The 25,115-nt window shown below is 73.9% G+C and carries 25 protein-coding genes and 1 riboswitch; of the genes, 13 read left to right on the top strand and 12 right to left on the bottom strand.

The window, feature by feature from the left end; translation table 11 throughout:
• Positions 1 to 118 precede the first annotated feature (118 nt).
• Positions 119 to 1,087, bottom strand: a complete 969-nt coding sequence (locus ABZ312_RS02385) for a glucosyl-3-phosphoglycerate synthase (protein ID WP_499516871.1) — start codon at positions 1,085 to 1,087, stop codon at positions 119 to 121.
• Positions 1,088 to 1,244: 157 nt separating this feature from the next.
• Positions 1,245 to 1,372: riboswitch (SAM riboswitch) on the top strand.
• A gap of 18 nt (positions 1,373 to 1,390) precedes the next feature.
• Here ABZ312_RS02385 and thrC point away from each other — a divergent pair.
• From thrC to groL, 4 genes are all read left to right on the top strand, one after another.
• The gene (gene thrC / locus ABZ312_RS02380) at positions 1,391 to 2,677 is read left to right on the top strand and encodes a threonine synthase (RefSeq protein WP_500322754.1); all 1,287 of its coding nucleotides are present in this window, start codon (positions 1,391 to 1,393) and stop codon (positions 2,675 to 2,677) included.
• Between the two features lie 45 nt (positions 2,678 to 2,722).
• The gene (locus ABZ312_RS02375) at positions 2,723 to 3,001 is read left to right on the top strand and encodes a ubiquitin-like small modifier protein 1 (protein WP_500322755.1); all 279 of its coding nucleotides are present in this window, start codon (positions 2,723 to 2,725) and stop codon (positions 2,999 to 3,001) included.
• A 425-nt stretch (positions 3,002 to 3,426) separates the two neighbouring features.
• Positions 3,427 to 3,633: a cold-shock protein gene (locus ABZ312_RS02370; protein ID WP_005486335.1), complete on the top strand. Its 207-nt coding sequence runs from the start codon at positions 3,427 to 3,429 to the stop codon at positions 3,631 to 3,633.
• A gap of 361 nt (positions 3,634 to 3,994) precedes the next feature.
• Positions 3,995 to 5,617 carry a chaperonin GroEL gene (gene groL, locus ABZ312_RS02365; protein ID WP_499512491.1) on the top strand — a complete coding sequence of 541 codons (1,623 nt, stop codon included), beginning with the start codon at positions 3,995 to 3,997 and terminating at the stop codon, positions 5,615 to 5,617.
• A 93-nt stretch (positions 5,618 to 5,710) separates the two neighbouring features.
• On the opposite strand, the gene ABZ312_RS02360 is transcribed toward groL, so the two are convergent.
• The gene (locus ABZ312_RS02360) at positions 5,711 to 6,412 is read right to left on the bottom strand and encodes a copper homeostasis protein CutC (RefSeq protein WP_500322756.1); all 702 of its coding nucleotides are present in this window, start codon (positions 6,410 to 6,412) and stop codon (positions 5,711 to 5,713) included.
• A gap of 52 nt (positions 6,413 to 6,464) precedes the next feature.
• On the opposite strand from ABZ312_RS02360, the gene ABZ312_RS02355 reads away from it, so the two are divergent.
• Both ABZ312_RS02355 and ABZ312_RS02350 read left to right on the top strand, forming a co-directional pair.
• Positions 6,465 to 7,151: an HD domain-containing protein gene (locus tag ABZ312_RS02355; protein ID WP_500322767.1), complete on the top strand. Its 687-nt coding sequence runs from the start codon at positions 6,465 to 6,467 to the stop codon at positions 7,149 to 7,151.
• 92 nt (positions 7,152 to 7,243) lie between these two features.
• Positions 7,244 to 7,855, top strand: a complete 612-nt coding sequence (locus tag ABZ312_RS02350) for a maleylpyruvate isomerase family mycothiol-dependent enzyme (protein ID WP_500322757.1) — start codon at positions 7,244 to 7,246, stop codon at positions 7,853 to 7,855.
• Between the two features lie 223 nt (positions 7,856 to 8,078).
• Here the strand turns inward: ABZ312_RS02350 and ABZ312_RS02345 are convergent, their stop codons facing one another.
• Together ABZ312_RS02345 and ABZ312_RS02340 are read right to left on the bottom strand one after the other, a co-directional pair.
• Positions 8,079 to 8,366: a DUF4031 domain-containing protein gene (locus ABZ312_RS02345; RefSeq protein ID WP_500330372.1), complete on the bottom strand. Its 288-nt coding sequence runs from the start codon at positions 8,364 to 8,366 to the stop codon at positions 8,079 to 8,081.
• A gap of 1 nt (position 8,367) precedes the next feature.
• Positions 8,368 to 8,754, bottom strand: a complete 387-nt coding sequence (locus ABZ312_RS02340) for a DUF8819 family protein (RefSeq protein ID WP_500330370.1) — start codon at positions 8,752 to 8,754, stop codon at positions 8,368 to 8,370.
• Between the two features lie 83 nt (positions 8,755 to 8,837).
• Between ABZ312_RS02340 and ABZ312_RS02335 the strand changes: the two genes are divergently transcribed.
• Together ABZ312_RS02335 and murQ are read left to right on the top strand one after the other, a co-directional pair.
• Positions 8,838 to 9,734, top strand: a complete 897-nt coding sequence (locus tag ABZ312_RS02335; protein WP_500330379.1) for a MurR/RpiR family transcriptional regulator — start codon at positions 8,838 to 8,840, stop codon at positions 9,732 to 9,734.
• Positions 9,731 to 10,666 carry an N-acetylmuramic acid 6-phosphate etherase gene (gene murQ, locus ABZ312_RS02330; RefSeq protein ID WP_500330369.1) on the top strand — a complete coding sequence of 312 codons (936 nt, stop codon included), beginning with the start codon at positions 9,731 to 9,733 and terminating at the stop codon, positions 10,664 to 10,666. Before ABZ312_RS02335 ends, murQ begins: the two co-directional genes overlap by 4 nt.
• A 22-nt stretch (positions 10,667 to 10,688) precedes the next feature.
• Here the strand turns inward: murQ and ABZ312_RS02325 are convergent, their stop codons facing one another.
• Positions 10,689 to 12,734, bottom strand: coding sequence for a HelD family protein (locus ABZ312_RS02325; RefSeq protein WP_500436216.1), 2,046 nt, complete (start codon positions 12,732 to 12,734; stop codon positions 10,689 to 10,691).
• A 260-nt stretch (positions 12,735 to 12,994) separates the two neighbouring features.
• On the opposite strand from ABZ312_RS02325, the gene ABZ312_RS02320 reads away from it, so the two are divergent.
• Positions 12,995 to 13,168: a hypothetical protein gene (locus tag ABZ312_RS02320; RefSeq protein WP_500330367.1), complete on the top strand. Its 174-nt coding sequence runs from the start codon at positions 12,995 to 12,997 to the stop codon at positions 13,166 to 13,168.
• Positions 13,169 to 13,203: 35 nt separating this feature from the next.
• On the opposite strand, the gene ABZ312_RS02315 is transcribed toward ABZ312_RS02320, so the two are convergent.
• Positions 13,204 to 14,835 carry a DNA repair helicase XPB gene (locus ABZ312_RS02315; RefSeq protein WP_499512482.1) on the bottom strand — a complete coding sequence of 544 codons (1,632 nt, stop codon included), beginning with the start codon at positions 14,833 to 14,835 and terminating at the stop codon, positions 13,204 to 13,206.
• 151 nt (positions 14,836 to 14,986) lie between these two features.
• The gene (locus tag ABZ312_RS02310; RefSeq protein ID WP_500436214.1) at positions 14,987 to 17,404 is read right to left on the bottom strand and encodes a helicase-associated domain-containing protein; all 2,418 of its coding nucleotides are present in this window, start codon (positions 17,402 to 17,404) and stop codon (positions 14,987 to 14,989) included.
• Positions 17,405 to 17,704: 300 nt separating this feature from the next.
• Between ABZ312_RS02310 and ABZ312_RS02305 the strand changes: the two genes are divergently transcribed.
• Positions 17,705 to 18,562, top strand: a complete 858-nt coding sequence (locus tag ABZ312_RS02305; RefSeq protein ID WP_500330364.1) for an HAAS signaling domain-containing protein — start codon at positions 17,705 to 17,707, stop codon at positions 18,560 to 18,562.
• Positions 18,563 to 18,572: 10 nt separating this feature from the next.
• Complete coding sequence (locus tag ABZ312_RS02300; RefSeq protein ID WP_500330362.1) at positions 18,573 to 19,217, top strand: HAD family hydrolase; 645 nt, start codon at positions 18,573 to 18,575, stop codon at positions 19,215 to 19,217.
• On the opposite strand, the gene ABZ312_RS02295 is transcribed toward ABZ312_RS02300, so the two are convergent.
• A complete protein-coding gene (locus tag ABZ312_RS02295) occupies positions 19,187 to 19,432 on the bottom strand; it encodes a hypothetical protein (protein ID WP_500330361.1) in 246 nt (81 codons plus the stop codon). The genes ABZ312_RS02300 and ABZ312_RS02295 overlap by 31 nt on opposite strands.
• Before the next feature lie 186 nt (positions 19,433 to 19,618).
• On the opposite strand from ABZ312_RS02295, the gene ABZ312_RS02290 reads away from it, so the two are divergent.
• A complete protein-coding gene (locus tag ABZ312_RS02290; protein WP_319161765.1) occupies positions 19,619 to 20,002 on the top strand; it encodes a cold-shock protein in 384 nt (127 codons plus the stop codon).
• A 20-nt stretch (positions 20,003 to 20,022) separates the two neighbouring features.
• On the opposite strand, the gene ABZ312_RS02285 is transcribed toward ABZ312_RS02290, so the two are convergent.
• The 4 genes from ABZ312_RS02285 to ABZ312_RS02270 all read right to left on the bottom strand — a co-directional run bounded on the left by ABZ312_RS02285 (position 20,023) and on the right by ABZ312_RS02270 (position 23,533).
• Positions 20,023 to 20,883 (bottom strand): 1,4-dihydroxy-6-naphtoate synthase, encoded by an 861-nt coding sequence (locus tag ABZ312_RS02285; protein ID WP_500330360.1) that lies wholly within the window; start codon positions 20,881 to 20,883, stop codon positions 20,023 to 20,025.
• Complete coding sequence (locus ABZ312_RS02280) at positions 20,880 to 21,581, bottom strand: futalosine hydrolase (protein WP_500330358.1); 702 nt, start codon at positions 21,579 to 21,581, stop codon at positions 20,880 to 20,882. Before ABZ312_RS02280 ends, ABZ312_RS02285 begins: the two co-directional genes overlap by 4 nt.
• A gap of 26 nt (positions 21,582 to 21,607) precedes the next feature.
• Complete coding sequence (locus ABZ312_RS02275; protein WP_499512475.1) at positions 21,608 to 22,078, bottom strand: hypothetical protein; 471 nt, start codon at positions 22,076 to 22,078, stop codon at positions 21,608 to 21,610.
• 75 nt (positions 22,079 to 22,153) lie between these two features.
• Positions 22,154 to 23,533, bottom strand: coding sequence for an MFS transporter (locus tag ABZ312_RS02270; RefSeq protein WP_499512474.1), 1,380 nt, complete (start codon positions 23,531 to 23,533; stop codon positions 22,154 to 22,156).
• Between the two features lie 214 nt (positions 23,534 to 23,747).
• Here ABZ312_RS02270 and ABZ312_RS02265 point away from each other — a divergent pair, with 214 nt between their 5' ends.
• Complete coding sequence (locus ABZ312_RS02265; RefSeq protein WP_500330356.1) at positions 23,748 to 24,650, top strand: DUF3027 domain-containing protein; 903 nt, start codon at positions 23,748 to 23,750, stop codon at positions 24,648 to 24,650.
• The last annotated feature ends 465 nt before the right edge of the window (positions 24,651 to 25,115 follow it).

The following is a 25,115-nucleotide window of genomic DNA, read 5'->3' as shown; positions in this document are numbered from 1 at the left end:
GCCACGGCGCCGCACCTGTGCGGTACCGCGGGTTGCGTCGGCGTGTGCACGCCGGCGGGTGGGGTGCGCCCACCCGTCCCGCCGAGCGGGGACGACTGCCCGCAACCGGCTTACAACGTCACGCCACCGCGCGGTGGGCGTATTCGGGGACCGTCCGCATCGGGGGACGCTCATCCGTCGCGACCTCGTGGACGCGGGGCTCGAAACCGCCGTCCGGGGAGCGGTCGAACTGCGTGAGGACGGGCCGCACGAGATGGCCCCGGGCCAAGCGGATCTGCGCCGTCCGGTAGATCGCCGCGGCCATGCGGCCCAGTGCCTGGCCGTCCTGGTGCCGGTGGTGCCGGACCCCCACGTCGACCTGGGCCAGCGCGTCGAGCCCGACCGTGTTGAGCGCGTCCACCAGCAGCCCGAGCTCGACCCCGTACCCGACGGGGAACGGCAGCCGCTCCAGCAGCGAGCGGCGCGCCGCGTACTCGCCGCCCAGCGGCTGGACGAAACCCGCCAGCTGCGGCCAGTGCAGGTTGAGCAGCGGCCGCGCGACCAGCTCCGTCACCCGGCCCCCGCCGGCCGGGACCACCGTGCCGCCGGTCTCCAGGGGCCGGTCGTACATCGCCTTGACCAGCTGCACGTCCGGGTCCGTGAGCAGCGGCCCGACGATCCCCGACACGAACCGCGCGTCGAACTCGCGCAGGTCGGAGTCGACGAAGCAGACGATCTCCCCGCGCGTCACGAGCAGCGAGCGCCACAGGACCTCGCCCTTGCCGGGCAGCGCGGGCAGCCGCGGGAGCACCTCGTCCCGGTGGACGACGACCGCGCCCGCGGCCGCGGCGACCTCGGCCGTGCGGTCGGTCGACCCGGAGTCCAGCACGACGAGTTCGTCGACCAGCGGCACCGCCTCGCTCATCAGCTCGCGGCGGATCGTCCCGACGATCGCCCCGACCGTGGCCTCCTCGTCGAGGGCGGGCAGCACGACGCTGACCGTGCCGCGCGCGCCCGCGGCGCGCTTGGCGGCGAGCAGTTGCGGCAGGGGCCTGTGGTCGGCGGTCCAGGACCGCCGCTGCAGCCAGCCGGCCACCTCGTCGAGCACCGGGTTGCTCCGTTTCTGCCCGTCTCGCAGGACGGACGGCCCATGACCAGGTTCGAGGTCGTCGGTTACAGTCTTGAACACGAGGCATGACCATCGTATGTCCGCGGTGATCGCGCCCCGTCCGACAAACGCCCGGGCCCTGCGCCCGGTGCCATACCGCTCATCCAGAGGGGCAGAGGGAACGGCCCGTTGAAGCCCCGGCAACCCTCCCGCCGACCGCGAGGTCCAGGTGGGGAAGGTGCCAATTCCGTCTCGCGGCGAAATGCGCCGTGAGGAAGATGAGGAGAAAGGGCCTCGCCTGACATGGCTGCGCAGACCGTTGCACCCGCGTCCACCGATTCCGCCTTCGGCCCCGCGTCCGCGCTCTCCTGCCGCGAGTGCGGTGAGCGTTTCCCGCTGGAACCCATCTTCGCCTGCGAGGTCTGTTTCGGGCCGCTCGAAGTGGCGTACGACCTCCCGGGCGGCGACCCCGAGACCCTCCGCAAGCGGATCGAGTCCGGGCCGGACAACATCTGGCGCTACGCGCCGCTGCTGCCCGTCCCCGCGGACGTGGCCTCCAAGCCCAACCTCAACCCGGGCTTCACCAAGCTGGTCAAGGCGGACAACCTCGCCCGCGAACTGGGCGTCACCGGCGGCCTGCACATCAAGGACGACTCCGGCAACCCGACCCACTCCTTCAAGGACCGGGTCGTCGCCATCGCCCTGGAGGCCGCCCGCACCTTCGGCCTCACCACCCTGTCCTGCTCCTCCACCGGCAACCTGGCCGGCGCCGTGGGCGCCGCGGCCGCCCGGGCCGGCTTCCGCTCGTGCGTGTTCATCCCGCACGACCTGGAGGAGGGCAAGGTCGTCATGGCCGCGGTCTACGGCGGCGAGCTGGTCGGCATCGAGGGCACCTACGACGACGTCAACCGCTTCTGCAGCGAGCTGATCGGCGACCCGATCGGCGAGGGCTGGGGCTTCGTCAACGTCAACTTGCGCCCCTACTACGGCGAGGGCTCCAAGACGCTCGCGTACGAGATCTGCGAGCAGCTGGGCTGGCGCCTGCCGGACAACATCGTCATCCCGATCGCCTCGGGCTCGCAGCTGACGAAGATCGACAAGGGGCTGCGGGAGCTGATCAAGCTCGGCCTGGTGGCGGAGAAGCCCTACCGCATCTACGGGGCGCAGGCCGAGGGCTGCTCCCCGGTCTCGACCGCCTTCAAGGCCGGCCACGACGTGGTGCGCCCGCAGAAGCCGAACACGATCGCCAAGTCGCTGGCCATCGGCAACCCGGCCGACGGCCCGTACGTGCTGGACATCGCCCGCCGTACGGGCGGCGCCGTCGAGGACGTCACCGACGAGCAGGTGGTGGACGCCATCAAGCTGCTCGCCCGGACCGAGGGGATCTTCGCCGAGACGGCCGGCGGCGTGACGGTCGGCGTGCTGCGCAAGCTCATCGAGAACGGGCAGCTCGACCCGGCCGGTGAGACCGTCGTCCTCAACACCGGCGACGGCCTCAAGACGCTGGACGCCGTCGCACCGACCTCCCGCCCCACGGCCACCATCCGCCCGAGCCTCGACGCGTTCCGCGCCGCCGGCCTGGCGGGCTGACCCCGACCGCACCGGCCGACCCAGACTGAAGGTGAACCCAGCATCATGAGCGCTACCGTCCGCATCCCGACCATCCTCCGCACCTACACCGGCGGCCGTGCCGAGGTCCCCGCCGAGGGCGGCACCCTGGCCGAGGTCATCGACTCGCTGGAGCAGAGCCACCCCGGCATCTCCGCGCGGGTCCTGGACGACACGGGCAAGCTGCGCCGTTTCGTGAACGTCTACGTCAACGACGACGACGTCCGCTTCTCCGAGGGTCTGCAGACCACGGTGGGCGAGGGCGCGTCCGTCTCGATCATCCCGGCGGTCGCCGGAGGCTGCTGAGCCGCACGGCCCGCGGGCGACAGGGGGTGCCGGGGACCACCCGGCACCCCCTGTGTGCGGAGCGGTAGTTGAAGGCCTGTACAGTTGCCCTCGACGGCTCGCAACTCCCTGCAACGCTCTGCGCAACCCCTCTTCCCCGGGGTGGCCTTGTCGACGATTTATCGCCAAATTCACGTCGCGTTTGTCGCGTTGGCCGCTTATGTCCGGTCCGAGTTGCCCTGGATTATTCGCCGATCAGGCTCTTTTTCCGATTCTCTGTGCCCGGAATTCTCGTCCGATTGACCTGTTGCAGACAGCGTCCGGGCAGATACATTCAGCCGCGGTCGACGCGTTCCGGCGCACGCCCCCTTGGCTGTAGGGGGTGAGGTCTGACCCGGGTCCGCGAGGTGCGGGTCTGCGAAGGGCCAGCAATAGGGGAGTTAGGAATGGCTCAGGGCACCGTCAAGTGGTTCAACGCGGAGAAGGGCTACGGCTTCATCGCGGTCGACGGTGGTGCGGACGTCTTCGTGCACTACAGCGCGATCCAGATGGACGGCTACCGCACCCTCGAGGAAGGTCAGCGGGTCGAGTTCGAGATCTCGCAGGGCCAGAAGGGGCCGCAGGCGGACATGGTCCGTCTCGCAGCCGGCTGACGCGCCGCGCATCGGCCACGGAGCACTTTCGCGTACGGCCGCTCAAACGTACGCGTCGAGGCCCGCCCCCGCACGGGGGCGGGCCTTCGTGCTGCCCGGGGCGGCCGCGGACCCGACCTGCAGGTTGTCCACGACCCCGGCCAAGCGGCTTGCACTCTCCTGGGGCGAGTGCTAATCATTGGCGTTAGCACTCTGACGTTGAGAGTGACAAAGGACCGAGTGGGTGAGGCCCGCTCGACCGTCGTAAAGGAACCGGCGGGAGGGCAGGCCGTCCGTCGCGGGCGCCGGCACGGTCCTGGAGTAATCCTTCCCCGCAGCCCTGTGCCGCGGGGGGACCCCAAGTCCGGGAGGACCACTTCACATGGCCAAGATCATCGCGTTCGACGAGGAGGCACGGCGCGGTCTCGAGCGCGGGATGAACCAGCTCGCCGACGCCGTCAAGGTCACCCTTGGCCCCAAGGGCCGCAACGTCGTCCTCGAGAAGAAGTGGGGCGCCCCCACGATCACCAACGATGGTGTGTCCATCGCCAAGGAGATCGAGCTCGAGGACCCGTACGAGAAGATCGGCGCCGAGCTGGTCAAGGAGGTCGCGAAGAAGACGGACGACGTCGCCGGTGACGGCACGACGACCGCGACCGTCCTCGCCCAGGCGCTGGTCCGCGAGGGCCTGCGCAACGTCGCCGCCGGCGCCAACCCGATGGCGCTCAAGCGCGGCATCGAGAAGGCCGTCGAGGCCGTCTCCGCCGCCCTGCTGGAGCAGGCGAAGGACGTGGAGACCAAGGAGCAGATCGCCTCCACCGCCTCCATCTCCGCCGCCGACCCGCAGATCGGCGAGCTCATCGCCGAGGCGATGGACAAGGTCGGCAAGGAAGGCGTCATCACCGTCGAGGAGTCCCAGACCTTTGGTCTGGAGCTGGAGCTCACCGAGGGCATGCGCTTCGACAAGGGCTACATCTCGGCGTACTTCGCCACCGACCTGGAGCGTATGGAGACGTCCTTCGACGACCCGTACATCCTGATCGTCAACTCCAAGATCTCCTCGGTCAAGGACCTGCTCCCGCTGCTGGAGAAGGTCATGCAGTCCGGCAAGCCGCTGCTGATCATCGCCGAGGACGTCGACGGCGAGGCGCTGTCGACCCTGGTCGTCAACAAGATCCGCGGCACCTTCAAGTCCGTCGCGGTCAAGGCCCCGGGCTTCGGCGACCGCCGCAAGGCCATGCTCGGTGACATCGCCATCCTCACCGGTGGCACCGTCATCTCCGAGGAGGTCGGCCTCAAGCTGGAGAACGCCGGTCTCGACCTGCTCGGCCGCGCCCGCAAGGTCGTCGTCACCAAGGACGAGACCACGATCGTGGACGGCGCCGGCGACCAGGACCAGATCCAGGGCCGCGTCAACCAGATCCGTGCCGAGATCGAGAACAGCGACTCGGACTACGACCGCGAGAAGCTCCAGGAGCGTCTGGCGAAGCTGGCCGGCGGCGTGGCCGTCATCAAGGCCGGTGCCGCCACCGAGGTCGAGCTCAAGGAGCGCAAGCACCGCATCGAGGACGCGGTGCGCAACGCCAAGGCCGCCGTCGAGGAGGGCATCGTCGCCGGTGGTGGCGTGGCCCTGCTCCAGGCGTCCAACGTCTTCGAGAAGCTCGAGCTCGACGGCGACGAGGCCACCGGTGCCGCGATCGTGAAGCTGGCCCTGGAGGCCCCGCTGAAGCAGATCGCCGTCAACGCCGGCCTCGAGGGTGGCGTCGTGGTGGAGAAGGTGCGCAACCTGACCCCGGGCCACGGCCTCAACGCCGCCACGGGCGAGTACGTCGACCTGATCGGCGAGGGCATCATCGACCCCGCCAAGGTCACGCGCTCCGCGCTGCAGAACGCGGCCTCCATCGCCGCGCTCTTCCTCACCACCGAGGCCGTCATCGCCGACAAGCCGGAGAAGGCCGCTGCGCCGGCCGGCGGCGGCATGCCCGGCGGTGACATGGACTTCTGATCCTCCGGGATCAGGACTCCGCACCACGGCAGAAGACCGAGGGCGGTACCCCACGCGGGGTACCGCCCTCGGGCGTTTCCGGCTGCCGCCCGGTCACGGGACGGCGACCGGTGCGTCGAGCAGATCGCGCCAGGTGCGCACCGCCTCGGCGTCGACCGGCCCGGCCCAGCCGCCGGGGCGGACCGCGCCCCCGACGTGGAAGGCGTCGATGCCGCCCGCGAGCAGCCGCGGCAGGTGCTCCGCGCGGAGCCCGCCGCCCACCATGAGCTGGGGCTCGCCGGGACGGCCCGCCTCCGCCAGCAGATGGCCGAGCCCGGCGTCCACCCCGCGCGCGGAGCCCGCCGTGAGGAAGGTGTCCAGCCCGGGCAGCCCGCGCACCGCCGAGCGCACGCCCTCCCGGTCGGCGGAGTGGTCGATGGCACGGTGGAAGGTCCAGCGGGCACCGGAACCGATCGCGTCGACCAGCAGGCGCACGGCGGCCAGGTCCGGCGCGCCCGACGCGTCGAGGAACCCGAGCACGAACTCGTCGGCGCCCTCGCCGCGCAGCGCCGCGGCGGCGGCGCAGAGCGCGTCCGTCTCGCGGGTGCCGCCCACGGCGAAGTCGGCGCGGGCCCGCAGCATCACCCGGACCGGGATGTCCACCGCGGCCCGGACGGCGGCGAAGGTCTCCCGGGACGGCGTCAGGCCGTCCGCGGCCATGTCCGTGACCAGTTCGAGGCGGTCCGCGCCGCCCGTCCGGGCCGCGAGGGCGTCGTCGGCGTCGAGCGCGATCACTTCGAAAATTGGTCTAGACATATCTCTAGGGTGTCACATGCCCGCAGGTGCCCGCGACCCCCCGTACCGCACAATGACCTTCATGGCTGACACCGCACCCGAAACCGGCTCCGCCCTCCTCGCCCGCTGGTGCGACCTGCTGCGCCGCTGCCAGACGGAGTCCGTCGACCCGGTGCCGTACGGCAAGGACCTGATCGCCCGCTGGGCCGAGCCGCACCGCCGCTACCACACCACCACCCACCTCACCGCCGTCCTCGACCACGTCGAGGCCCTCGCCGGGCACGCCGAGGACCCGGACGCCGTGCTGCTCGCCGCCTGGTTCCACGACGCCGTCTACCGGCCCGACCGCTCGGAGAACGAGGAGCGCAGCGCCCGGCTCGCCGAACGCGCGCTCCCCGAGGCCGGGGTCCCGGACGCGATCACCGCCGAGGTCGCCCGCCTGGTCCGGCTCACCGTCACCCACCATCCCGCCGAGGGCGACCGGGACGGCGAGGTCCTCAGCGACGCCGACCTGGCCGTCCTCGCCGGCGACCCCACCGCCTACGCCGAGTACGCGGCCGCCGTTCGCGAGGAGTACGGCTTCGTCCCCGACGACGCCTTCCGCGCCGGCCGCGCCGACGTCCTGCGCCAGCTCCTGCGGCTGCCCCGGCTCTTCCACACGCCGGAGGCGTACGGGCGCTGGGAGGCCACCGCCCGGCGCAACCTCACCACCGAGCTGGAACTGCTCGCCCCCGGCGACGTGGACGACGCCCGTCGATGACTGCGGCGCGAACCGATGACTCCGGTGCGCGCGGGCGGTCTTGTTCCGTGCGGGGAGCCGCCCGCGGCACGCGACGAAGGGGTACGACAGCGATGACCGACGACACGCAGGTGCAGGCCGCCGTCGCGGCCGAGTTCAGGGACCTGGCCGACCTGCTCGACGGGGCCCCCGCCGCGTGGTGGGACACCCCCTCGCTCTGCGAGGGCTGGCGGGTGCGCGAGGTCGTGGCGCACATGACGATGGCGGCGCGCTACTCGCAGGAGGCGTTCATGGCGCTCCTCGCCGAGCACGGCTTCGACTTCACCCGGCTGTCCGACGCCGTCGCCGAGCGGGACGGCGCACTGCCCACCGGGGAACTGGTCGGCTGTCTGCGCTCCGAGGTGATGGGGCGGTGGCAGCCCCCGGGCGGCGGTGCCCACGGCGCGCTCAACCACGTGGTGATCCACGGGCTGGACATCACCGTGCCGCTCGGCACTGGGCGCCGCGTCCCGGGGGAGACCCTCGGCATCCTCCTTGACGACCTCACCGCGGGCGGTGGGCACGCGCACTTCGGCGTCGCCGTCGAGGGCCGGCTGCTGCGGGCCACCGACCAGGACTGGTCGTACGGTTCCGGCCCGGAACTGCGGGGCACCGGCGAGGACCTGGCCCTGGCGATGTGCGGGCGCCGGCTCCCCGCCGGCCGGCTGGAGGGCGAGCCGCTGTGAGCGCCGCCGGGTCGATGCACCTAGGCCGTGTCGTCAAATGCCCGCCTGCTCGGCGACGCCTGGTACGGCACTCCCCCAGCCTTCGGCCGGGGGTGCCCCCACGCTGCGTTGTCGATTCGTCCGAGTAACCCACTACGAGGACGACTCTCCGCCTTGCGATGCACCGCACCAGACGCCGCCGAGCCCGCCCTGCGGGCGGCCGGCGCCCATTTGACGACACCGCCTAGGTCCTGCCGGCCTCACCCTGGGGGGACCTGCGCTTGGGGCGGCGCAGGCCGGCCTCGGTGAGGTGGCGCAGCAGTTCCTTGCTGCCGACCTCGACGGCGCCCGCGGCGACGGCCGAGGCGTAGCGCTCGCTGGGGACGTCGTAGTGGTCGGCGTCGAAGGCGCGGCGGGGGGCGCCGATGGCGGCGGCGAAGGCGTGGAGCTCCTCGTACGAGGTGTCGCTCACCATGTGGGACCACATGCGGCCGTGGCCCGGCCAGGTCGGCGGGTCGATGTAGACGGTCACGTCAGCGGGGCCCGCCGAGGGTCGCGGACAGGCCGCCCACGGGGGCGACGGCCTCGCCGAGCGATTCGCACACCCAGTGCGGGTCGGGGCCGAGTTCGGGCTCCACGTCGAGGGCGTGCGGGTCGGCGCAGCGAGGGCAGAGCGGCCAGCGGCCCATGCGTTCGAGCAGGGCGTCCTTGACGTCCTGGGCGACCAGCCCCGCGACGAACGCGGCGCCGTCGGGCCACTGCTCCACCCACCAGCGGCGCTGGGAGACGGCGTCCTCGACGAGCGAGACGATGTGTGCGTCGGCGACGCCGGTCGCGGTCAGGTCGGCGAGGACGAGCGCGCGGGCGCTGTGCAGGGCCGCCTCCAGGCCGGCGGAGGAACCGGGTGCGTCAGGATCCATGACCCCCATTGTGGACCAACCGCCGCGCAGGCGTCCTTGACGCCGTCAGGAGGTGAAAATAGCTTTCGTCCGTGGCCGAGAAGATGAAGGAAACCTTCAACACCGGCGGGCTGGCCGCCAAGGTCAGGACCATGGCCCCGTCCATGACCCGGTCGATGCAGCGGGTCGCGGAGGCCGTGGCCGCGGACCCGGCGGGCTGCTCCCGGCTGACCGTGACGGCGCTTGCGGCCCGTACGGGGACGAGCGAGGCCACCGTGGTGCGCACCGCGCGCGTGCTGGGCTACCCCGGGTACCGGGACCTGCGGCTCGCGCTGGCCGCGCTGGCCGCCCGCGTGGAGGCTGGGGCACCGCCCGCCGTCACCCCGGACATCGCGGTGGACGACCCGCTGGCCGACGTGGTCGCCAAACTCGCGCTGGACGAGCAGCGGTGCCTGGCCGACACCGCCGCCCAGCTGGACGTGGCCCAGCTGGAGGCGGCCGTGGCCGCGCTGGCCGCCGCCCGCCGCATCGACGTCTACGGGATCGGGGCGTCCAGCCTGGTCGCCCAGGACCTGGTGCAGAAGCTGCTGCGGATAGGCCTGGTGGCGCACGCCCTGGGGGACCCGCACCTCACCCTCACCAACGCGGTCCAGCTGCGCCAGGGCGACGTCGCCGTGGCCATCACGCACTCCGGCCACACCCACGACGTGGTCGAGCCGCTGCGCGCCGCCTTCGACCGGGGCGCCACCACCATCGCCGTGACCGGCCGGGCGGACGGCACCGTCACCCAGTACGCCGACCACGTGCTGCTCACCTCCAGCGGCCGGGAGAGCGAACTGCGCCCGGCCGCCATGGCCAGCCGCACCAGCCAGCTGCTGGTGGTGGACTGCCTGTTCGTCGGGGTCGCCCAGCGCACGTACGACACCGCGGCCCCGGCCCTGTCCGCCTCGTACGAAGCCCTCGCCCACCGCCACAGCCCGCGAAGGAACCACCCGCAATGACGCACGCCGAGCTCCGTCGCGAGCTGGACCACCTCGGAACCGAGGCCTTCCGTGCCGAGCTCGCCGAGGTCGACCGGCTCCCGACGCTCGACATCGCCCGGCTGATGAACGCCGAGGACGGCACCGTGGCGGCCGCCGTCGCCGAGCAACTGCCCGTCATCGCCGCCGCCGTCGACGGCATCGCCGCGCGCATGGCCCGCGGCGGCCGCCTGGTCTACGCGGGCGCGGGCACCGCGGGACGGCTCGGCGTGCTCGACGCCAGCGAGTGCCCGCCGACCTTCAACACCGCGCCGGGCCAGGTCAGCGGGCTCATCGCGGGCGGGCCCACGGCGATCGTGGACGCGGTCGAGGGCGCCGAGGACAGCGGGGAACTGGCCGCCGCCGACCTGGACGCCCTCGGGATCGGCCCGGACGACACCGTGGTCGGGGTCTCCGCCTCCGGCCGCACCCCGTACGCCGTCGGCGCCGTGGAGCACGCCCGCGCGCTGGGCGCGCTGACCGTCGGACTGTCCTGCAACCCGGGCTCCACGCTGGCTGCCGCGGCCGACCACGGCATCGAGGTCCTCACCGGCCCGGAGTTCCTCACCGGCTCCACCCGGCTGAAGGCGGGCACCGCGCAGAAACTCGTCCTCAACATGCTGTCGACGATCACGATGATCAGGCTGGGCAAGACCTACGGGAACCTGATGGTCGACGTGCGCGCCTCCAACGACAAGCTGCGCGCCCGGTCCCGGCGGATCGTGGCCCTGGCCACCGGCGCGCCCGACGACGAGATCGAGGCCGCCCTCACCGCCGCCGGCGGCGAGGTCAAGAACGCCGTCCTCGTCGTCCTCGGCGGCGTGGACGCCCCGACGGCCGCCCGGCTCCTGGCGGAGGCGGACGGCCATCTGCGCGCGGCACTGCTCGCGGCCGTCGCCGACGACCGCGGGTGAGCATGCGCGCGCGGGCGTGGGGTCACGCCGCGCGGAGCGCCTGCGGGAGGGGCGCCGCGTGGAGGACCGCCAGGCCCGAGACGGCGCGGGTCAGCGAGACGTACAGGCGGCGCAGGCCGGTGCGCTCGTCGGGCTCGCCGTCGACGACCGCGGCGGGCTCGTCCAGCACGACGTAGTCGTACTCCAGGCCCTTGGCCAGGGAGGCGGGGACGAGCGTGAGGCGGACCTCGGGCGTGGTCTCCTCACCGGGTGACAGGTACGGCAGGCCAGTCGCCGTCAAGGCCTCGGCCAGTGCGGGCACGCGCGCGTCGGCGGCGATCAGGCCGATGGACCCCTCGCGGTCCAGGGCCCGCCGGCAGGCGTCGAGCACGGCCGGGGTCAGCCCGCCCGCCGGGACCTCGGTCACCGAGAAGGCGCCCGGGTTCTCCCGGACGGAGGTCGCCTCCTTCAGGCCGGGTGCGATCTCGGGCAGCAGCCGGGAAGCGTAGGCGATGACCTCCAGCGGGACGCGGAAGCCCTGGGTCAGCTCCTCGACCCGCGAACCCGGCTTGCCGAGGTGCTCCAGCGCCTCCTCCCAGGTCCCCGTCGCCCACGGGGTGGTGCCCTGGGCGAGGTCGCCCAGCACGGTCGCGGAGCCGGTGGAGCAGCGGCGGCCCACCGCCCGGTACTGCATGGGGGAGAGGTCCTGGGCCTCGTCCAGCACGACGTGGCCGAGCGAGGCCGTGCGGTGCACCAGGTCGTGGGCCTCGTCGACCAGCACGGCGTCGGCGGCCGACCACTTGGCGGAGGCGGCCGAGCGGGCGGGCTTCTCCCAGAGGATCTCCTTCTGCTCCTCCTCGGTCAGCACGCCTTCCGCGCACACGGCCAGGAACTGCGGATCGGACAGCAGCCGCAGCACCGTCTTCGCCGGGTCCACCGGCGGCCACGCCTCCTTCACGGCCGCCTTGACCGCCGCGTTGCGCGCGACCGCGTCCTGCACCCGGTCGTCGGGGGCCTCCCCGGCCGCCTCCATCCGGACCAGCACGGCGTGCGCGATCCGCTGCGGCAGCGCCTCGCGGGCGGCGCCGTAGCGGATGTCACGCTCCATCAGCTCGCGGACCAGCTCCTCCAGTTCGTACGCCGGGACGCGCCAGCGGCGCGAGCCGCGCACCACGACCACCGGCTCGGTGGGCATCCGGATGCCGGAGCGGACCGCGCGCCGCAGCACCTCGGCCATGCGCGCGTCGCCCTTGACGCCGGCGGCGGCCGCCGAGTCGGTGCCCTTGACCGGGACGTGGGCGACCAGGTCGTCGACGGTGGCCTGCTTGACGCTCAGCTCGCCCAGGGCGGGCAGCACCTGCTCGATGTAGTGCAGGAAGGACGCGTTGGGGCCGATGACGAGGGTGCCGGTGCGGGCCAGCCGTTCGCGGTGCGCGTAGAGCAGGTAGGCCACCCGGTGCAGGCCGACGGCGGTCTTCCCGGTGCCGGGCGCCCCCTGCACGCAGACCGTGCCGCCGACCCCGGCGCGGACGATCTCGTCCTGCTCGGGCTGGATGGTGGCGACGATGTCGCGCATCGGGCCGACGCGCGGCCGCTCGATCTCCTGCTGGAGCAGCTTGCTGGAGGTCTGCGCCTCGTCCGGGTCGGTGAGGTGCTCGTCCTCGTACGCGGTCAGCTCCCCGCCGGTGTAGCCGAAGCGGCGACGCAGCGCGACGTCCTGCGGGTCGGTGCGGGAGGCCCGGTAGAAGGGCTGGGAGACCGGCGCGCGCCAGTCGACGACCATGGGGTCGCCGTCCGCGTCGTGCACGTGGCGCCGGCCGATGTAGAAGCGGTGACCGGCTTCGGCGCCGTCCGCGTAGTCGAGACGGCCGAAGAACAGCGGGGTGTGGGCGAGGTCCGCGAGCGCCTTGATGCGGGCGGTGATCTCCGACTGCAGCACTTCCGCGTTCACCCAGTTGGCGGTGACGTCCCGGATGTCGAGGGCCTCGACGTCGGCGCGCATCGCGCGCAGGGCGGAACGGGACGAGGCGAGGTGGGAGCGTTCGCGGTCGAGCGGATTGTCGGTGGTGAGGGACTGTTCCCCTGGCACGGGTTGCCTCCGGCGGCACGTAGGGCATGGCTCAGCCGGCCCCTGACCTGCGCGCACGGGGGCGCGGGGCGGGGCGCTGTCCTGATACGGATCACGACTCGGGCCGACCGGTTTCCGTCCGGCCGGTGGCGCCGTCCCTCAAGGGGGCGGGCGGCAAGACGCAGGATCTTACGCCTCGGCGACGGCAGGTGCTAACCGGTTTTCCCCCGCCCGTAGCCGGAACCTCTGCCCAAAGGGTCACGTATGCGTACATTGGGGGCATGGCACGACCAGTGGTCTCCCGCGTCCACGGCAGCACCGCCATCGCCGAGGACCCCGGGCACCGGCATCCGGTCCACCCCGTCGGGGACGCCCTGCGCGCGGTCCGGGTCTACGTCGCCACGGCCGTCCGCGTCGTGGTGCTGGGCCAGGACGGCTCCGCCGCGCACGACTGACGCGGCGGGCCTCCCGGCGCGCCCCCGCGGACGGGTCAGAGCAGCTCGTCCGCGTCGACGATGCGGTACGCGTACCCCTGCTCGGCCAGGAACCGCTGGCGGTGCGCGGCGAAGTCCTGGTCGATGGTGTCGCGGGCGACCACGGAGTAGAAGCGGGCCTCGTGACCGTCCGCCTTCGGCCGCAGCACCCGGCCGAGGCGCTGCGCCTCCTCCTGACGGGAACCGAAGGTGCCCGAGACCTGGATGGCGACCGTCGCCTCCGGCAGGTCGATCGAGAAGTTCGCCACCTTGGAGACCACGAGCACCGAGATCTCGCCTTGCCGGAAGGCGTCGAAGAGCTTCTCGCGCTGCGCGTTGGTCGTCTCGCCCTTGATCACCGGCGCCCCGAGGTGCTCGCCCAGCTCGTCGAGCTGGTCGATGTACTGGCCGATCACCAGCGTCTGCTGCCCGCGGTGCTTGGCGACCAGCGCCTCGGCGACCTTGCGCTTGGTCGCGGTCGTCGCGCAGTAGCGGTACTTCTCCTCCGGCTCGGCGGTCGCGTACGCCAGCCGCTCGGAGTCGGTCAGGTTGACCCGCACCTCCACGCAGTCGGCGGGCGCGATGTAGCCCTGCGCCTCGATCTCCTTCCACGGCGCGTCGAAGCGCTTGGGACCGATCAGCGAGAAGACGTCCGACTCACGGCCGTCCTCGCGCACCAGCGTCGCCGTCAGGCCGAGCCGGCGGCGGGCCTGGAGGTCCGCGGTGAACTTGAAGACCGGCGCCGGGAGCAGGTGCACCTCGTCGTAGACGATCAGGCCCCAGTCACGGGAGTCGAAGAGCTCCAGGTGCGCGTAGACGCCCTTCCGCTTGGTCGTCAGCACCTGGTACGTGGCGATGGTGACCGGACGGATCTCCTTGCGGGTGCCGCTGTACTCGCCGATCTCGTCCTCGGTCAGCGAGGTCCGCTTCACCAGCTCGTGCTTCCACTGCCGGGCCGAGACCGTGTTCGTCACCAGGATCAGCGTCGTCGCCTTCGCCTGCGCCATCGCGCCCGCGCCCACCAGCGTCTTGCCGGCGCCGCAGGGCAGCACGACCACGCCCGAGCCGCCGTGCCAGAAGCCCTCCACCGCCTGCTCCTGGTAGGGGCGGAGCTTCCAGCCGTCCTGGTCCAGCTCGATCGGGTGCGCCTCGCCGTCCACGTAACCGGCCAGGTCCTCCGCCGGCCAGCCCAGCTTGAGCAGCACCTGCTTGATCTGGCCGCGCTCGGAGGGGTGGACGACCACCGTGTCGGGGTCGAGCCGGGCGCCCACCAGCGGCGTGATCTTCTTCGAGCGGAGGATCTCCTCCAGCACCGGACGGTCCGTGGAGGTCAGCACCAGGCCGTGCGCCGGGTGCTTGCTCAGCGTCAGCCGGCCGTAGCGGGCCATCGTCTCGGCGACGTCCACCAGCAGCGCGTGCGGCACCGGGTAGCGGGAGTACTGCACGAGCGCGTCCACGACCTGCTCGGCGTCGTGCCCGGCGGCGCGGGCGTTCCACAGCCCCAGCGGGGTGATCCGGTAGGTGTGGATGTGCTCGGGCGCCCGTTCCAGTTCGGCGAAGGGGGCGATGGCACGCCGGCACTCGTCGGCGAGCTCGTGGTCGACCTCCAGCAGCAGGGTCTTGTCGCTCTGGACGATCAGGCAGGACACGCAAACCTCCGCGAATGGGCGGGCCGGGACCGGGAAGGGGGCCGGGCTGAACTATCCATGGTCCCCCATCCCCGGGGGGAAACGTCCCCGTCCACCGGATCGATACCGCGCCCCGCCCCGGGCGGCGTCCCGTCCCCGCCCCGCGGCAGGGTCACGCCAGGTCGTCGGCGAGCTCGGCGACACCCGTTATCCGGTGCAGCGCGAAGGTGCGGACCTCGTCGGCGGTGTGGTCGTACGCGGTGACGAACCCGCCCTCCACCCGGATCGGGCCGATCACGCGCTGGCTCGCCGCGCCCTCCGCGTTGACGTAGCCGATCCACACCGACTCGCCGGTCAGCACCGCCGCCTGCATCGTCGCCAGCGTCTCGGCCGCCGCCGTGCGCGGCAACCGGCCGTCGCCGTGGCCGCCGGGGCGCTCCGCGGGCTCCCTGCGGACCGCGGTCGAGGCCCGGTCACCGGCCCGGATCGCCTTGACGGCCGCCCCGAGGAGTGTCCCGTCCGGGGTCGGCGGCCCGTCCACCACGGGTACCGGAGCGCTGCGCGGCGGGGTGCGCCGGGCGTCCGCGCGGGTGATCAGCACATCGCCCTCGGCGGACTCGGCCGCCGGCGCGTGGCCCAGCGCGCGCAGCCGCTCCAGCAGCGTCGCCGGATCGCTCTGCGCCGCCAGCACCGTCGGCGCGAGGCGGCGCAGCCCGAGGCCGGCCGCCCGGCGGTCGGCCAGCAGCTCGCTGAGCAGCGCGTCGTCGTCGCAGCGCACGTACGCCGAAGCCGCGCCCACGCGCAAGCGTCCGTGCCGGCGGGCGACGTCGTCCACGAGGTAGCTCAGCGGCTGCGGCACGGGCGTGCGCGAGTGCGCGGAGAGGAAGGCGTGCAGGTCGGCGGCGGTGCGGCCGGCGTCCAGCGCCCGGCGCACCGACTCCTGGGTGAAGCGGAAGACGGTCGCGCCGCCCTTGGACTCCACGTCCGCCAGGACGTGCAGGGTCTCGGCGAGGTGCGGCTGCAGAGGGCCCGGTGCGACCGCCGTCAGATCGGCCTGGAGCAGCACGTGGTCCAGCGGTTCCGGCAGCAGCGGCCCGAGCAGCACGGCCGCCGCGTCCCCGGAACGCCGCAGCAGCGCGCGGCCGTGCGCCGCCAGCGCGCCACGGCCGGTGACCCCCAGCATCTCCGCCTCCGTCACCGTCCAGCGCACCAGGTCGGCGCGGAGCGGGTCCATCGAGGCGCCGCCCCGCAGCGGTCGCTCCCAGCGCAGCCGGGCCAGCAGCGCGTCCTGGTCCGCCGAGGCGCCCTCGGGGAGCGCGGCCAGCAGCTCCAGCGTCCGGCGGCGCACCTCCGGGGCGAGCGAACGGTCCAGGTCGGGGCCGAGCGCCGCCAGCGCGCGGCCCTTCACGTCCCGCGTGCCGACGACACCCGGTACGCGGGTGGCGGCCAGCCACGCCGTGACCAGGGCCGCCCAGCGGTCCTCGGCGGGCAGCGCCAGCCACCCGTCGGTCGCTGGGGTCGGCGCGTACGCCTCGTCCAGCTCCCCGTCCGCGGCGACCAGGCCCGCGGCGTACGCCACCTCCACCCAGAACGCGGCCAGCGGATCCGGCACGTCCAGTGCCGTGGCCACCCGCTTCAGGTCCCGCACGCTCAGCCCGCCCGCACGCAGCACCGGCGGACCGCCGGTCTCCCACTGCTTCAGCAGCTCCTCGACCGTACGGACCGCTGTGAAGGCCTGACCCGCGGCGGTCCTGTCCACAGCCTGTGGATCGTGCTGCTTCGGCTCCACGGCCGGCGCGACCGGCTCCGGGGCGCGGTGCGCCCTGCCGTCGCGCAGATGCAGGGCCACCTCGCGGGGGAGCACGACGTTGCGCGCCCCGGCCGGCAGCAGCAGCCCGCGCTCCAGCAGCCAGGCCACCGGGGGCGGCGGCACCGACACGTCCGCCACCTCCCCGTACGGCGGGCCCCACGCCAGCCTGCGCAGCACCGCCACGGCCTCCGGGGGCGCGCCGTCGAGCAGTGCCGCCATCCGCGCCCGGTTGGCGAACAGCGAGGTCAACGACCCGACCGCGCTCACCGGGTCGTGCGTGGGCGGCAGCCCGGCCACCGTGAGGATCTGCTGCAACCGCGTCGGCGACATGCCGGAGGTCGCCTCGGCCACGGTCGGCCCGAGGCCGGTCGGGGACGGGGTCCCCGCGGCCGGGGCCAGGATGTCGCGCGCGGTACGCACCAGGCGCAGCCGGTCGTCCCCGCCCCACAGCAGTGCCTGCGCCCGCAGCGTCGCCACCGCGCCGGGCAGCGCCTCCGCCGACTCCGGGCCCATCAGCGCGGCGAGCGCGTCGTGCCCGGCGCCGTCCGGCGCGACGGCCAGGGCCTCGGCGGTCTGCAGCGTGAACCGGTCCAGGCGTTCGAGGGCGCGGACGATGGAGGCGCGGGTGCCGGCGCGGGTCGCCAGCTGCGAGAGGTCGTTCGGGACCGGGTTCAGCAGGTCCGGGCGCGCCCGGAGCAGTGCGGACAGCGCGTCGTCGCCGCGGGCGCGCAGATCCTCCGCGAGCGTGCGCGGCGCCGCCGCGGGGCCGTCAGTGCTCATCTCCCCCACATTAGCCCTGCCCGTCCCCAACCCATGGTGGGCGTCGCCCCCGCTTTTCCCCAAGCGTGCCCGGTGCGGGTGTGTGGGGTTGTGGGCAGTCGTCCCCGGGCACGGGGGTCCCCCGGCCGAAGGCTGGGGGAGGGTGGGCGCACCCCACCCACCGGGGTGCGGACGCCGGAGCATCCCGCGGTACCGCACAGGCGCGGCGCCGTCGTGGGGTTGCGCCATCCCGCTTCGCCTCCGGCGAGCGGCCGACCCGCAACCATGCCCGGGCGCGGCCCGGGGCGGTAGCGTCGGGGCATGGGTGCGGAGGAGAGCGACCGGCTGGTACTGGACTACCTCAGCAAGGTGGGGGACCTGGCACAGACCGCCCTCCCGGCGGACCGGCGGCGGGACCTGGTGGCACGCCTGCGCAAGGACATCGACCGGGAGCGGCACGGCAGCGACAACCCCGCCGTGGTGCGGCGGATCCTGGGCCGGCTGGGCGCCCCGGACGCCGTGGTGGAGGGGGAGGCCGCCGCCGCGGTGCCCGCCCCCCGCACCCCGGCGGAGCCCGCACCGGCGGAGCCGCAGTGGTGGCGGCTGCCCGACCAGCGCACCCAGTCGCCTTCGCCTTCGCCGTCCGCGTCGCGGACGTTCCTGCCCGGTGACGAACTCGCCGGGCTGCCCGGCATGACCGGTGGCCTGATCATCCCGCTGACCCCGGAGGAAGAGCCGGAGGCCGCCCCGGCCGCCCCGGCCGCCAAGGCCGAGGCCGCGCCCGAGGCCGAGCCGGACGCCGCGCCGGCCACGCGCCGCGGGCCGTGGCGGTGGCGGGCCGGTCTCCTGGAGTCCGTCGCCGCGCTCCTGCTGCTGACCGGCGCCGTCCTCGGCTCCTGGATCGCCCTCCTCGCCGGGTGGGCCGTGGCGTACGGCTCACGCCGCCTGTCCCGCCGCGCGTCCCGGTTCGCGGCGCTGGGCCTGCCGGGGCTGACCGCCGCGGCCGCGCTGATCTGGATCTGGGGCCGCTTCGCCGGACGGTGGGGCGAGCCGATCCCCGAGGGCGGCCTGGACTCCGCGATCGCCGACGCGCTGCCCACGGTCGTGCGGATCGCGGCCGTCGCCTCCGCCGCCTTCCTGCTCTGGCGGGGGAGCAGGGCCGGCCGGCGGCCTCGTTAGAGTGGCTGCCATGCCCGCTTCCCAGCCGACGTCCCCGATAACGGTCGGGTTCGACCTCGACATGACCCTGATCGACTCACGGCCCGGCATCAAGGCCACGTACGAGCGCCTCGCCGAGGAGACCGGTGTCTTCGTCGACGCCGCGCTCGCCGTCACCCGCCTCGGGCCGCCGCTCGACTGGGAGCTGGCGCACTGGTTCCCCGCGGAGGACGTCCCCGCGGTCGCGGACCGCTACCGGGCGCTGTACCCCGAGTTCGCCATCGCCCCGACCCCCGCCATGCCCGGGGCGCGCGAGGCCGTCGCCGCCGTGCACGCGGCGGGCGGGCGGGCCGTCGTGGTCACCGCGAAGCACGAGCCGAACGCCAAGCTGCACCTCACGCACCTGGGCCTGGAGGTCGACGAGGTGCGCGGCTGGCTGTGGGCCGAGGCGAAGGCCGAGGCGCTGACCGAGTACGGGGCGGCGGTCTACGTCGGGGACCACGTGGGGGACGTCGTCGGGGCCCGCACGGCCGGCGCGCTGTCCGTGGCGGTGGCGACGGGCCCGGTCACGGCGGACGAACTGCGCACCGCGGGGGCGGACGTCGTGCTGGCCGACCTGACGGAGTTCCCCGCCTGGTTCGCCTCCTACGCCCCGGACCCCGGCGCCGTCGCCTGACGGCTCTGCGCCCGCGCGGAGCGCAGCAGCCCGGCCAGGGCCAGCGCGAAGCCGACGCCCATGAGCATCGACACCAGGTAGGCGGCGGTCGGCAGCGGGTCGGATCCCAGGAAGAGCGGGGCCACGGTGGCCAGAGTGCCGAGCGCGCCGACGACGAAGACGGCGGCGCCGGCGCGCACGAGGAGATCGCCGGGTTTCCGGGTTTCGGTGGTCACCGGACCAGGGTAGATCGCCCGGGGAAGTCGCAGCGCACCGGCCGGACGGTGGCCGGGGCAGGAAGACCACGGAGTCTTGTCACACGCCCCTGGGCCATTAGCCTTATGGGCAGCGGGTCTGCCAAGAGGCCCGCTGTCTTGCTATCCAAGAGCTTTTTTCTGTCTACAGCGAGGACGAGGTCGGACGTGCCTACCGGCAAGGTCAAGTGGTTCAACAGCGAGAAGGGCTTCGGCTTCCTCTCCCGCGACGACGGCGGCGACGTCTTCGTGCACTCCTCCGTCCTGCCGGACGGCGTGGCCACGCTGAAGCCGGGGCAACGAGTCGAGTTCGGCGTCGTCGCCGGACAGCGCGGTGACCAGGCGCTGTCGGTGACCCTGTTGGAGCCGGCGCCGTCCGTGGCGGCCGCGCAGCGGCGCAAGCCCGACGAACTGCTGCCCATCGTCCAGGACCTCACCACGCTGCTGGAGGACGTCGCCCGCTCGCTGCAGCGCGGCCGTTACCCGGACAAGGCCCACGGCCACAAGATCGCGTCCGTCCTGCGCGTCGTCGCCGACCAGTTGGACGTCTGACCCCCCGCCCGGGTGCGGGCTCACGACTCGAGCGCGTGCGGACCGAGGGGTGGCACCAGTCCCTCGGCCGCGGCCCGGGTGAGCAGCCCGCGGACCGCCGCGTAGCCCTCCTCGCCGAGCGCCGAGGTGAACTCGTTCACGTACAGCCCGATGTGCTGGTCCGCCACCTTCGGGTCCATCTCCTGCGCGTGCTCCATGACGTAGCCGCGTGAGGCCTCGGGCTCGTCCCAGGCCATGTGCACGGAGGTGCGGGCCGCGGCCGCCAGTTCGCGCAGACGCTCCTCGCCCAGGGAGCGCTTGGCGATGATCGCGCCGAGCGGGATGGGCAGCGTGGTGGTCTGCTCCCAGTGCTCGCCCATGTCCGCGAGTTTGTGCAGCCCGTAGTCCTGGTAGGTGAAGCGCGCCTCGTGGATCACGAGCCCCGCGTCCACCCGGCCGTCCCGTACCGCCGGCATGATCTCGTGGAACGGCAGGACGACGATCTCCCCGACGCCGCCCGGCACTTCGGCGGCCGCCCACAGCCGGAAGAGCAGGTACGCCGTCGAGCGCTCGCTCGGCACCGCCACCGTGCGCCCGCTCAGGTCGGCGCCCTTGCCGGTGCCCTCGTCCCTGGTCAGGACGAGCGGGCCGCAGCCGCGGCCCAGCGCGCCGCCGCAGGGCAGCAGCGCGTACTCGTCGAGCACGTAGGGGAGCACCGCGTACGAGACCTTCAGGACGTCGAACTCGCCGCGCTCGGCCATCCCGTTGGTGACGTCGATGTCCGCGAAGGTCACGTCGATCGCGGGCGCGCCCGGGACCAGGCCGTGCGCCCAGGCGTGGAAGACGAAGGTGTCGTTGGGGCACGGGGAGTAGGCGATCCGCAGTGCGCGCTCTTGGCTCATGTCCGGTCTCCAACGTCGAGTACGGCGGGTTGCTTCCCGAGCCGGGCGAAGGCGTCGGCGAGCGCGTCGAGCGCCTCCCCGATCCGCCAGGCCGTGCGGTCGCGCGGGCCCACCGGATTGGACACCGTACGGATCTCCAGGACGGGCAGCCCGTGCGCCGCGGCCGCCTCCGCGACGCCGAAGCCCTCCATGGCCTCGGCCGGCGCGCCGGGGTGACGACGCGTCAGCTCCGCGGCCCGCCCGGCCGTCCCGGTCACCGTCGACACCGTCAGGACCGGCCCGTACGCCGCGCCGAGCACGTCGGCGACCCGGCGGGACAGCGGTCCCGGCGGCCGGTGCTCGGAGGTGCCGAAGCCCAGCTCGGCGACCGGGAGGAAGCCCTCCGGGCCCTCCGCGCCCAGGTCGGCGGCGACGATCGCGTTCGCGACGACCACCGAGCCGACCGGTGCGTGGGGCTGGAAGCCGCCGGCGATCCCGGCCGAGACGACGAGCCCGTACCGCGCCGCGGTGAGCGCCGCCGCCGTGCCCGCCGCCGCGGCGGCGGGGCCGACGCCCGCGGCCAGCACGTCCGCGAGGGCGGTGCGCAGCAGCACGCGGCCACCCGGTACGGGCTGCTCGGCGGGCGTGCCGCCGAGCCCGCGGACGACCGCGTCGCGTTCCGCCGGGACGGCGGTGACGACGAGGAGGCGGGGCATCATGACCTCGGCGGAGTCAGCGGACGGTTTCAGCCCGCCGACTTCAGCTTGAACTGCCAGACGCCGAGGTAGTCCTGGGCGCCGGCGGTCTCGATGATGTTGAGGGTCACCTCGCTGGCCGCGGCACCGGTCTGCGCGTCGGAGAGCAGGGTCTCGGCGTCGAAGGAGCGGTAGGTGGTGTCCTTCAGCAGCCCCGACTTGCCGGAGGTGCCGGCGGCCACGACCCAGCCCTTCTCGGCGATCGCGGGGTCGACGCCGATCCGCACCTTGTCACCGGGCCGGACCGTGATGGTCTTCTCGGGCTTGCCCTGCAGGCATGCCAGGAAGACCTGCTCCGAAAGCTTCTTCCCGTCGAGGTAGCACTTGCTGGTGGCCTCGGTGGTCACGGTCCTGTCGCCGACGGTGACGGTCGCCAGGGGGGTCGGCTTCTCGCAGGCGGAGAGGGCGATCAGCCCGAGGGACACGGCACCGAGGGCGGCGGCACGGCGGCGATTGCTCATGAAGGTGAGGCTACCGGGCGGTCGCGCTCCCGCTACGCGGGGGGCCCGCTCGTGTCCCCTGGCCACCCCCCCCGCTCAGACGGTGCGCGGACGTGTCGCCCGTCCCCGGGCACCCGTCATCAGGCCGCGGACCGAGAAGGTGACGCCGAGCGCCACCAGGGCCGCCCCCACCGCCATCCCCAGCGTGCCGTTGAGCGGCAGGACGATGCCGATGGCGCCGCCGATCACCCACGCCAGCTGGAGGGCGGTCTCCGAGCGGGCGAACGCCGAGGTGCGCACCTCCTCGGGCACGTCCCGCTGGATCAGGGCGTCCAGCGAGAGCTTGCCCAGCGCCTGCGCGATGCCCGCCGCGGCCGCGACGACGGCGATGGTCAGCACGCCGTACCAGGCCGCCGCCACGCACGTCGCCGCCAGGGCGGCGGCCAGCGCGCTGATGATGATCCGCTCCGGTCCGCGGTCGCGCAGCCAGGAGCCCAGCGCGGTGCCGAAGGCGTTGCCGGTGCCCGCCGCCACGGCGACCAGGCCCAGCGACACCGGCCCCGACAGGCCGCCCAGCGGATGCTCGCGCAGCAGGAACGCCAGGAAGAGGGTCAGGAACCCCGACAGCGCCCGCAGCGCGGCGTTGGCCTGCAGGGCGTGCAGCACCGGGCCGCCGACGCTCCGCAGCCCCGGCCGCTTCTCCCGCCACTGCCGGCCCAGGCGGTGGTGCTCGACCTCCTCACCCGAGGTCAGTTCGGCGCGCGCCTCGCCCTTGGCGGAGTCCACCTTGTGCGGGAGGGAGAAGGAGAGCAGCGTCCCGACGACGAAGACGACGAACGCCCCGTACAGCGGCACGCCCGGCCCGATCAGGTGGAGCAGCCCGCCGATCGGCGCCGCCACGGCGGTGGCCAGCAGGCCCGTCAGGCTCACCCGGGAGTTCGCCTTCACCAGCGTCGTACGGGCCGGCAGCAGCCGTGGCATCACGGCGCTGCGCACCACGCCGTACGCCTTCGACGCCACGAGCACGCCCAAGGCGGCCGGGTACAGCTCCAGTCCGGCGGTCGCCACCACCCCGGCCATCGTCCAGGCCAGGATCGCCCGGGCCAGCATCGACATCGCCATCGCGGCGCGCCGGCCGTGCGGGATGCGGTCCAGCAGCGGCCCGATCACCGGGGCCAGCAGCGCGAACGGGGCCATCGTGACCAGCAGGTAGAGCGCCACGCGGCCGCGCGCCTCACCGGTCGGCACGGAGAAGAAGATCGTGCTGGCGAGCGCGACGGTGATCAGCATGTCGCCGGCCGAGTTCACCGCGTGCAGCTCGATCAGCTTCGCCAGGCCCGACTCGCCCGCCCCGCCCGAGTGCGTGTGACGCCGGACGCGCCGCACCACGGCGGACGACGTACGCTGCGTGGCGCGCGCGACGGCGTTCCCCGCCCTGCGAACCGGTCCCGGGCCGGACGTCACTGTGCGTGCCACGCTCGCCAGTCTGCCCTACCGGGCGGCTTTCCGAACGGGGCGCGCACCGATAGCGTGCGATCGCGCAGAATGGAGTCATCAGGTGCGCCCGTGGACGTACGGGCAGGCAGCGTTTGAAGCGGTCCTCCGGTCCGCTCCGCCACCGCCCCGCCCGACCCTCGGCGGCGCACGCGTAAGACGGCGTAGGAGAGAATCGATTCTTGTGAGTGCTGCGATGCGAAGCCGTACCCCTGACCGCCTGTGCGCCGAGGCGGTCGACCTCGCCCTCGAAGCCGCCGTCGAGGCCTTCGGCGAGAAAGCGGTCGGCGAGCACCTCGGGGCGGTCGCCGAGGGCGACCGCGTCGTCACGCACCTGTTCGACTGCCGTGAGGCCTCCTACCGCGGCTGGCGCTGGGCGGTCACGCTCACCCGCGCCTCCCGCGCCAAGGCCATCACCTTGGACGAGACGGTCCTCGTGCCCGGGCCCGAGGCCATCCTCGCGCCCGAATGGGTGCCGTGGAGCGAGCGCCTGCGCCCCGGCGACCTCGGCCCCGGCGACCTGCTGCCCACCGAGGCGGAGGACCTGCGCCTGGAGACCGGCTTCTCCGGGGAGGACGCCCCGCCGCCGAACTCGCCGGTCTCCGAGGAGATGGCCGAGCTCGTCGAGGCCGAGGACGCGGACGTCTCCGGCGGCCCCCCGGCGACCCTGCCGATGGCGCCCACGGTCGGCACGATCGCCGCGGTGGCGGAGGAGATCGGCATGGCCCGGCCTCGCGTGCTGTCCCGGTACGGTCTGCACGTCGCCGCGGACCGCTGGGAGGACGAGTACGGCCCCAAGGCCCCGATGGCCCAGGCCGCCCCCGCCCAGTGCGTCTCCTGCGGCTTCCTCGTCCCGATCGCGGGCTCCCTGCGGCAGGCCTTCGGCGTCTGCGCGAACGAGTTCTCCCCGGCCGACGGACGCGTGGTCTCCCTCGCCTACGGCTGCGGCGCGCACTCGGAGGCCGCGGTCATGCCGAAGACGCCCCGGCCCGCGCCGCCCGTCCTCGACGAGACCGCGATCGAGCCGCTCCCCCTCCACCCCGACCGCCAGGGCTCCGTCGAGGACACCACCCCGGCCGAGGAACTCGGCCACAGCTGACGGCTCCGCCGCGGCCCGGGGCGGCGGGTCCGGTGTCCCCCGCTCCGCCGCCCGACCGCCCGCGCCGCGGATGGCATGCCTCGGCGGCCGTGTGGCCTCCGCCACACGCCCCGCCTGGTCCGGGTCGGGGCCGCTGTGGCGACGGTGAGGGCGCCATCCCGGCAACTCGGCCCACGGTCGCTGGATCCGGCGGCGGCCGACGCCTGCGATCGGGTGGCGCTGGGCGTTCCTTGGGGGCCGTGTGGGCTCCGCCCGCGTCCGGCCTGGTCCGGGGCCCACCGGGGCCGTTGGGCGCCGGTCGTCCCGGTTGGGTGACTCGGCCACGGCCGACGCCCGCGCCAGGGTTGCGCGGGCTGCCGTCCGGGCACTCCGGTCGAGGAACTGGGCCCCAGTTGACGTCTGCCGTCCGCGGACGGCGCGGATCAGGGCCGGGTGGGGTGCCCCTGCGCCCACGCCCGACCCACC

The organism is Streptomyces sp. NPDC006207, from assembly GCF_040613835.1.
GTDB lineage: Bacteria > Actinomycetota > Actinomycetes > Streptomycetales > Streptomycetaceae > Actinacidiphila.
The sequence above is the reverse complement of the archived record's forward strand: the minus strand, read 5'-3'. Positions and strand labels throughout refer to the sequence as shown.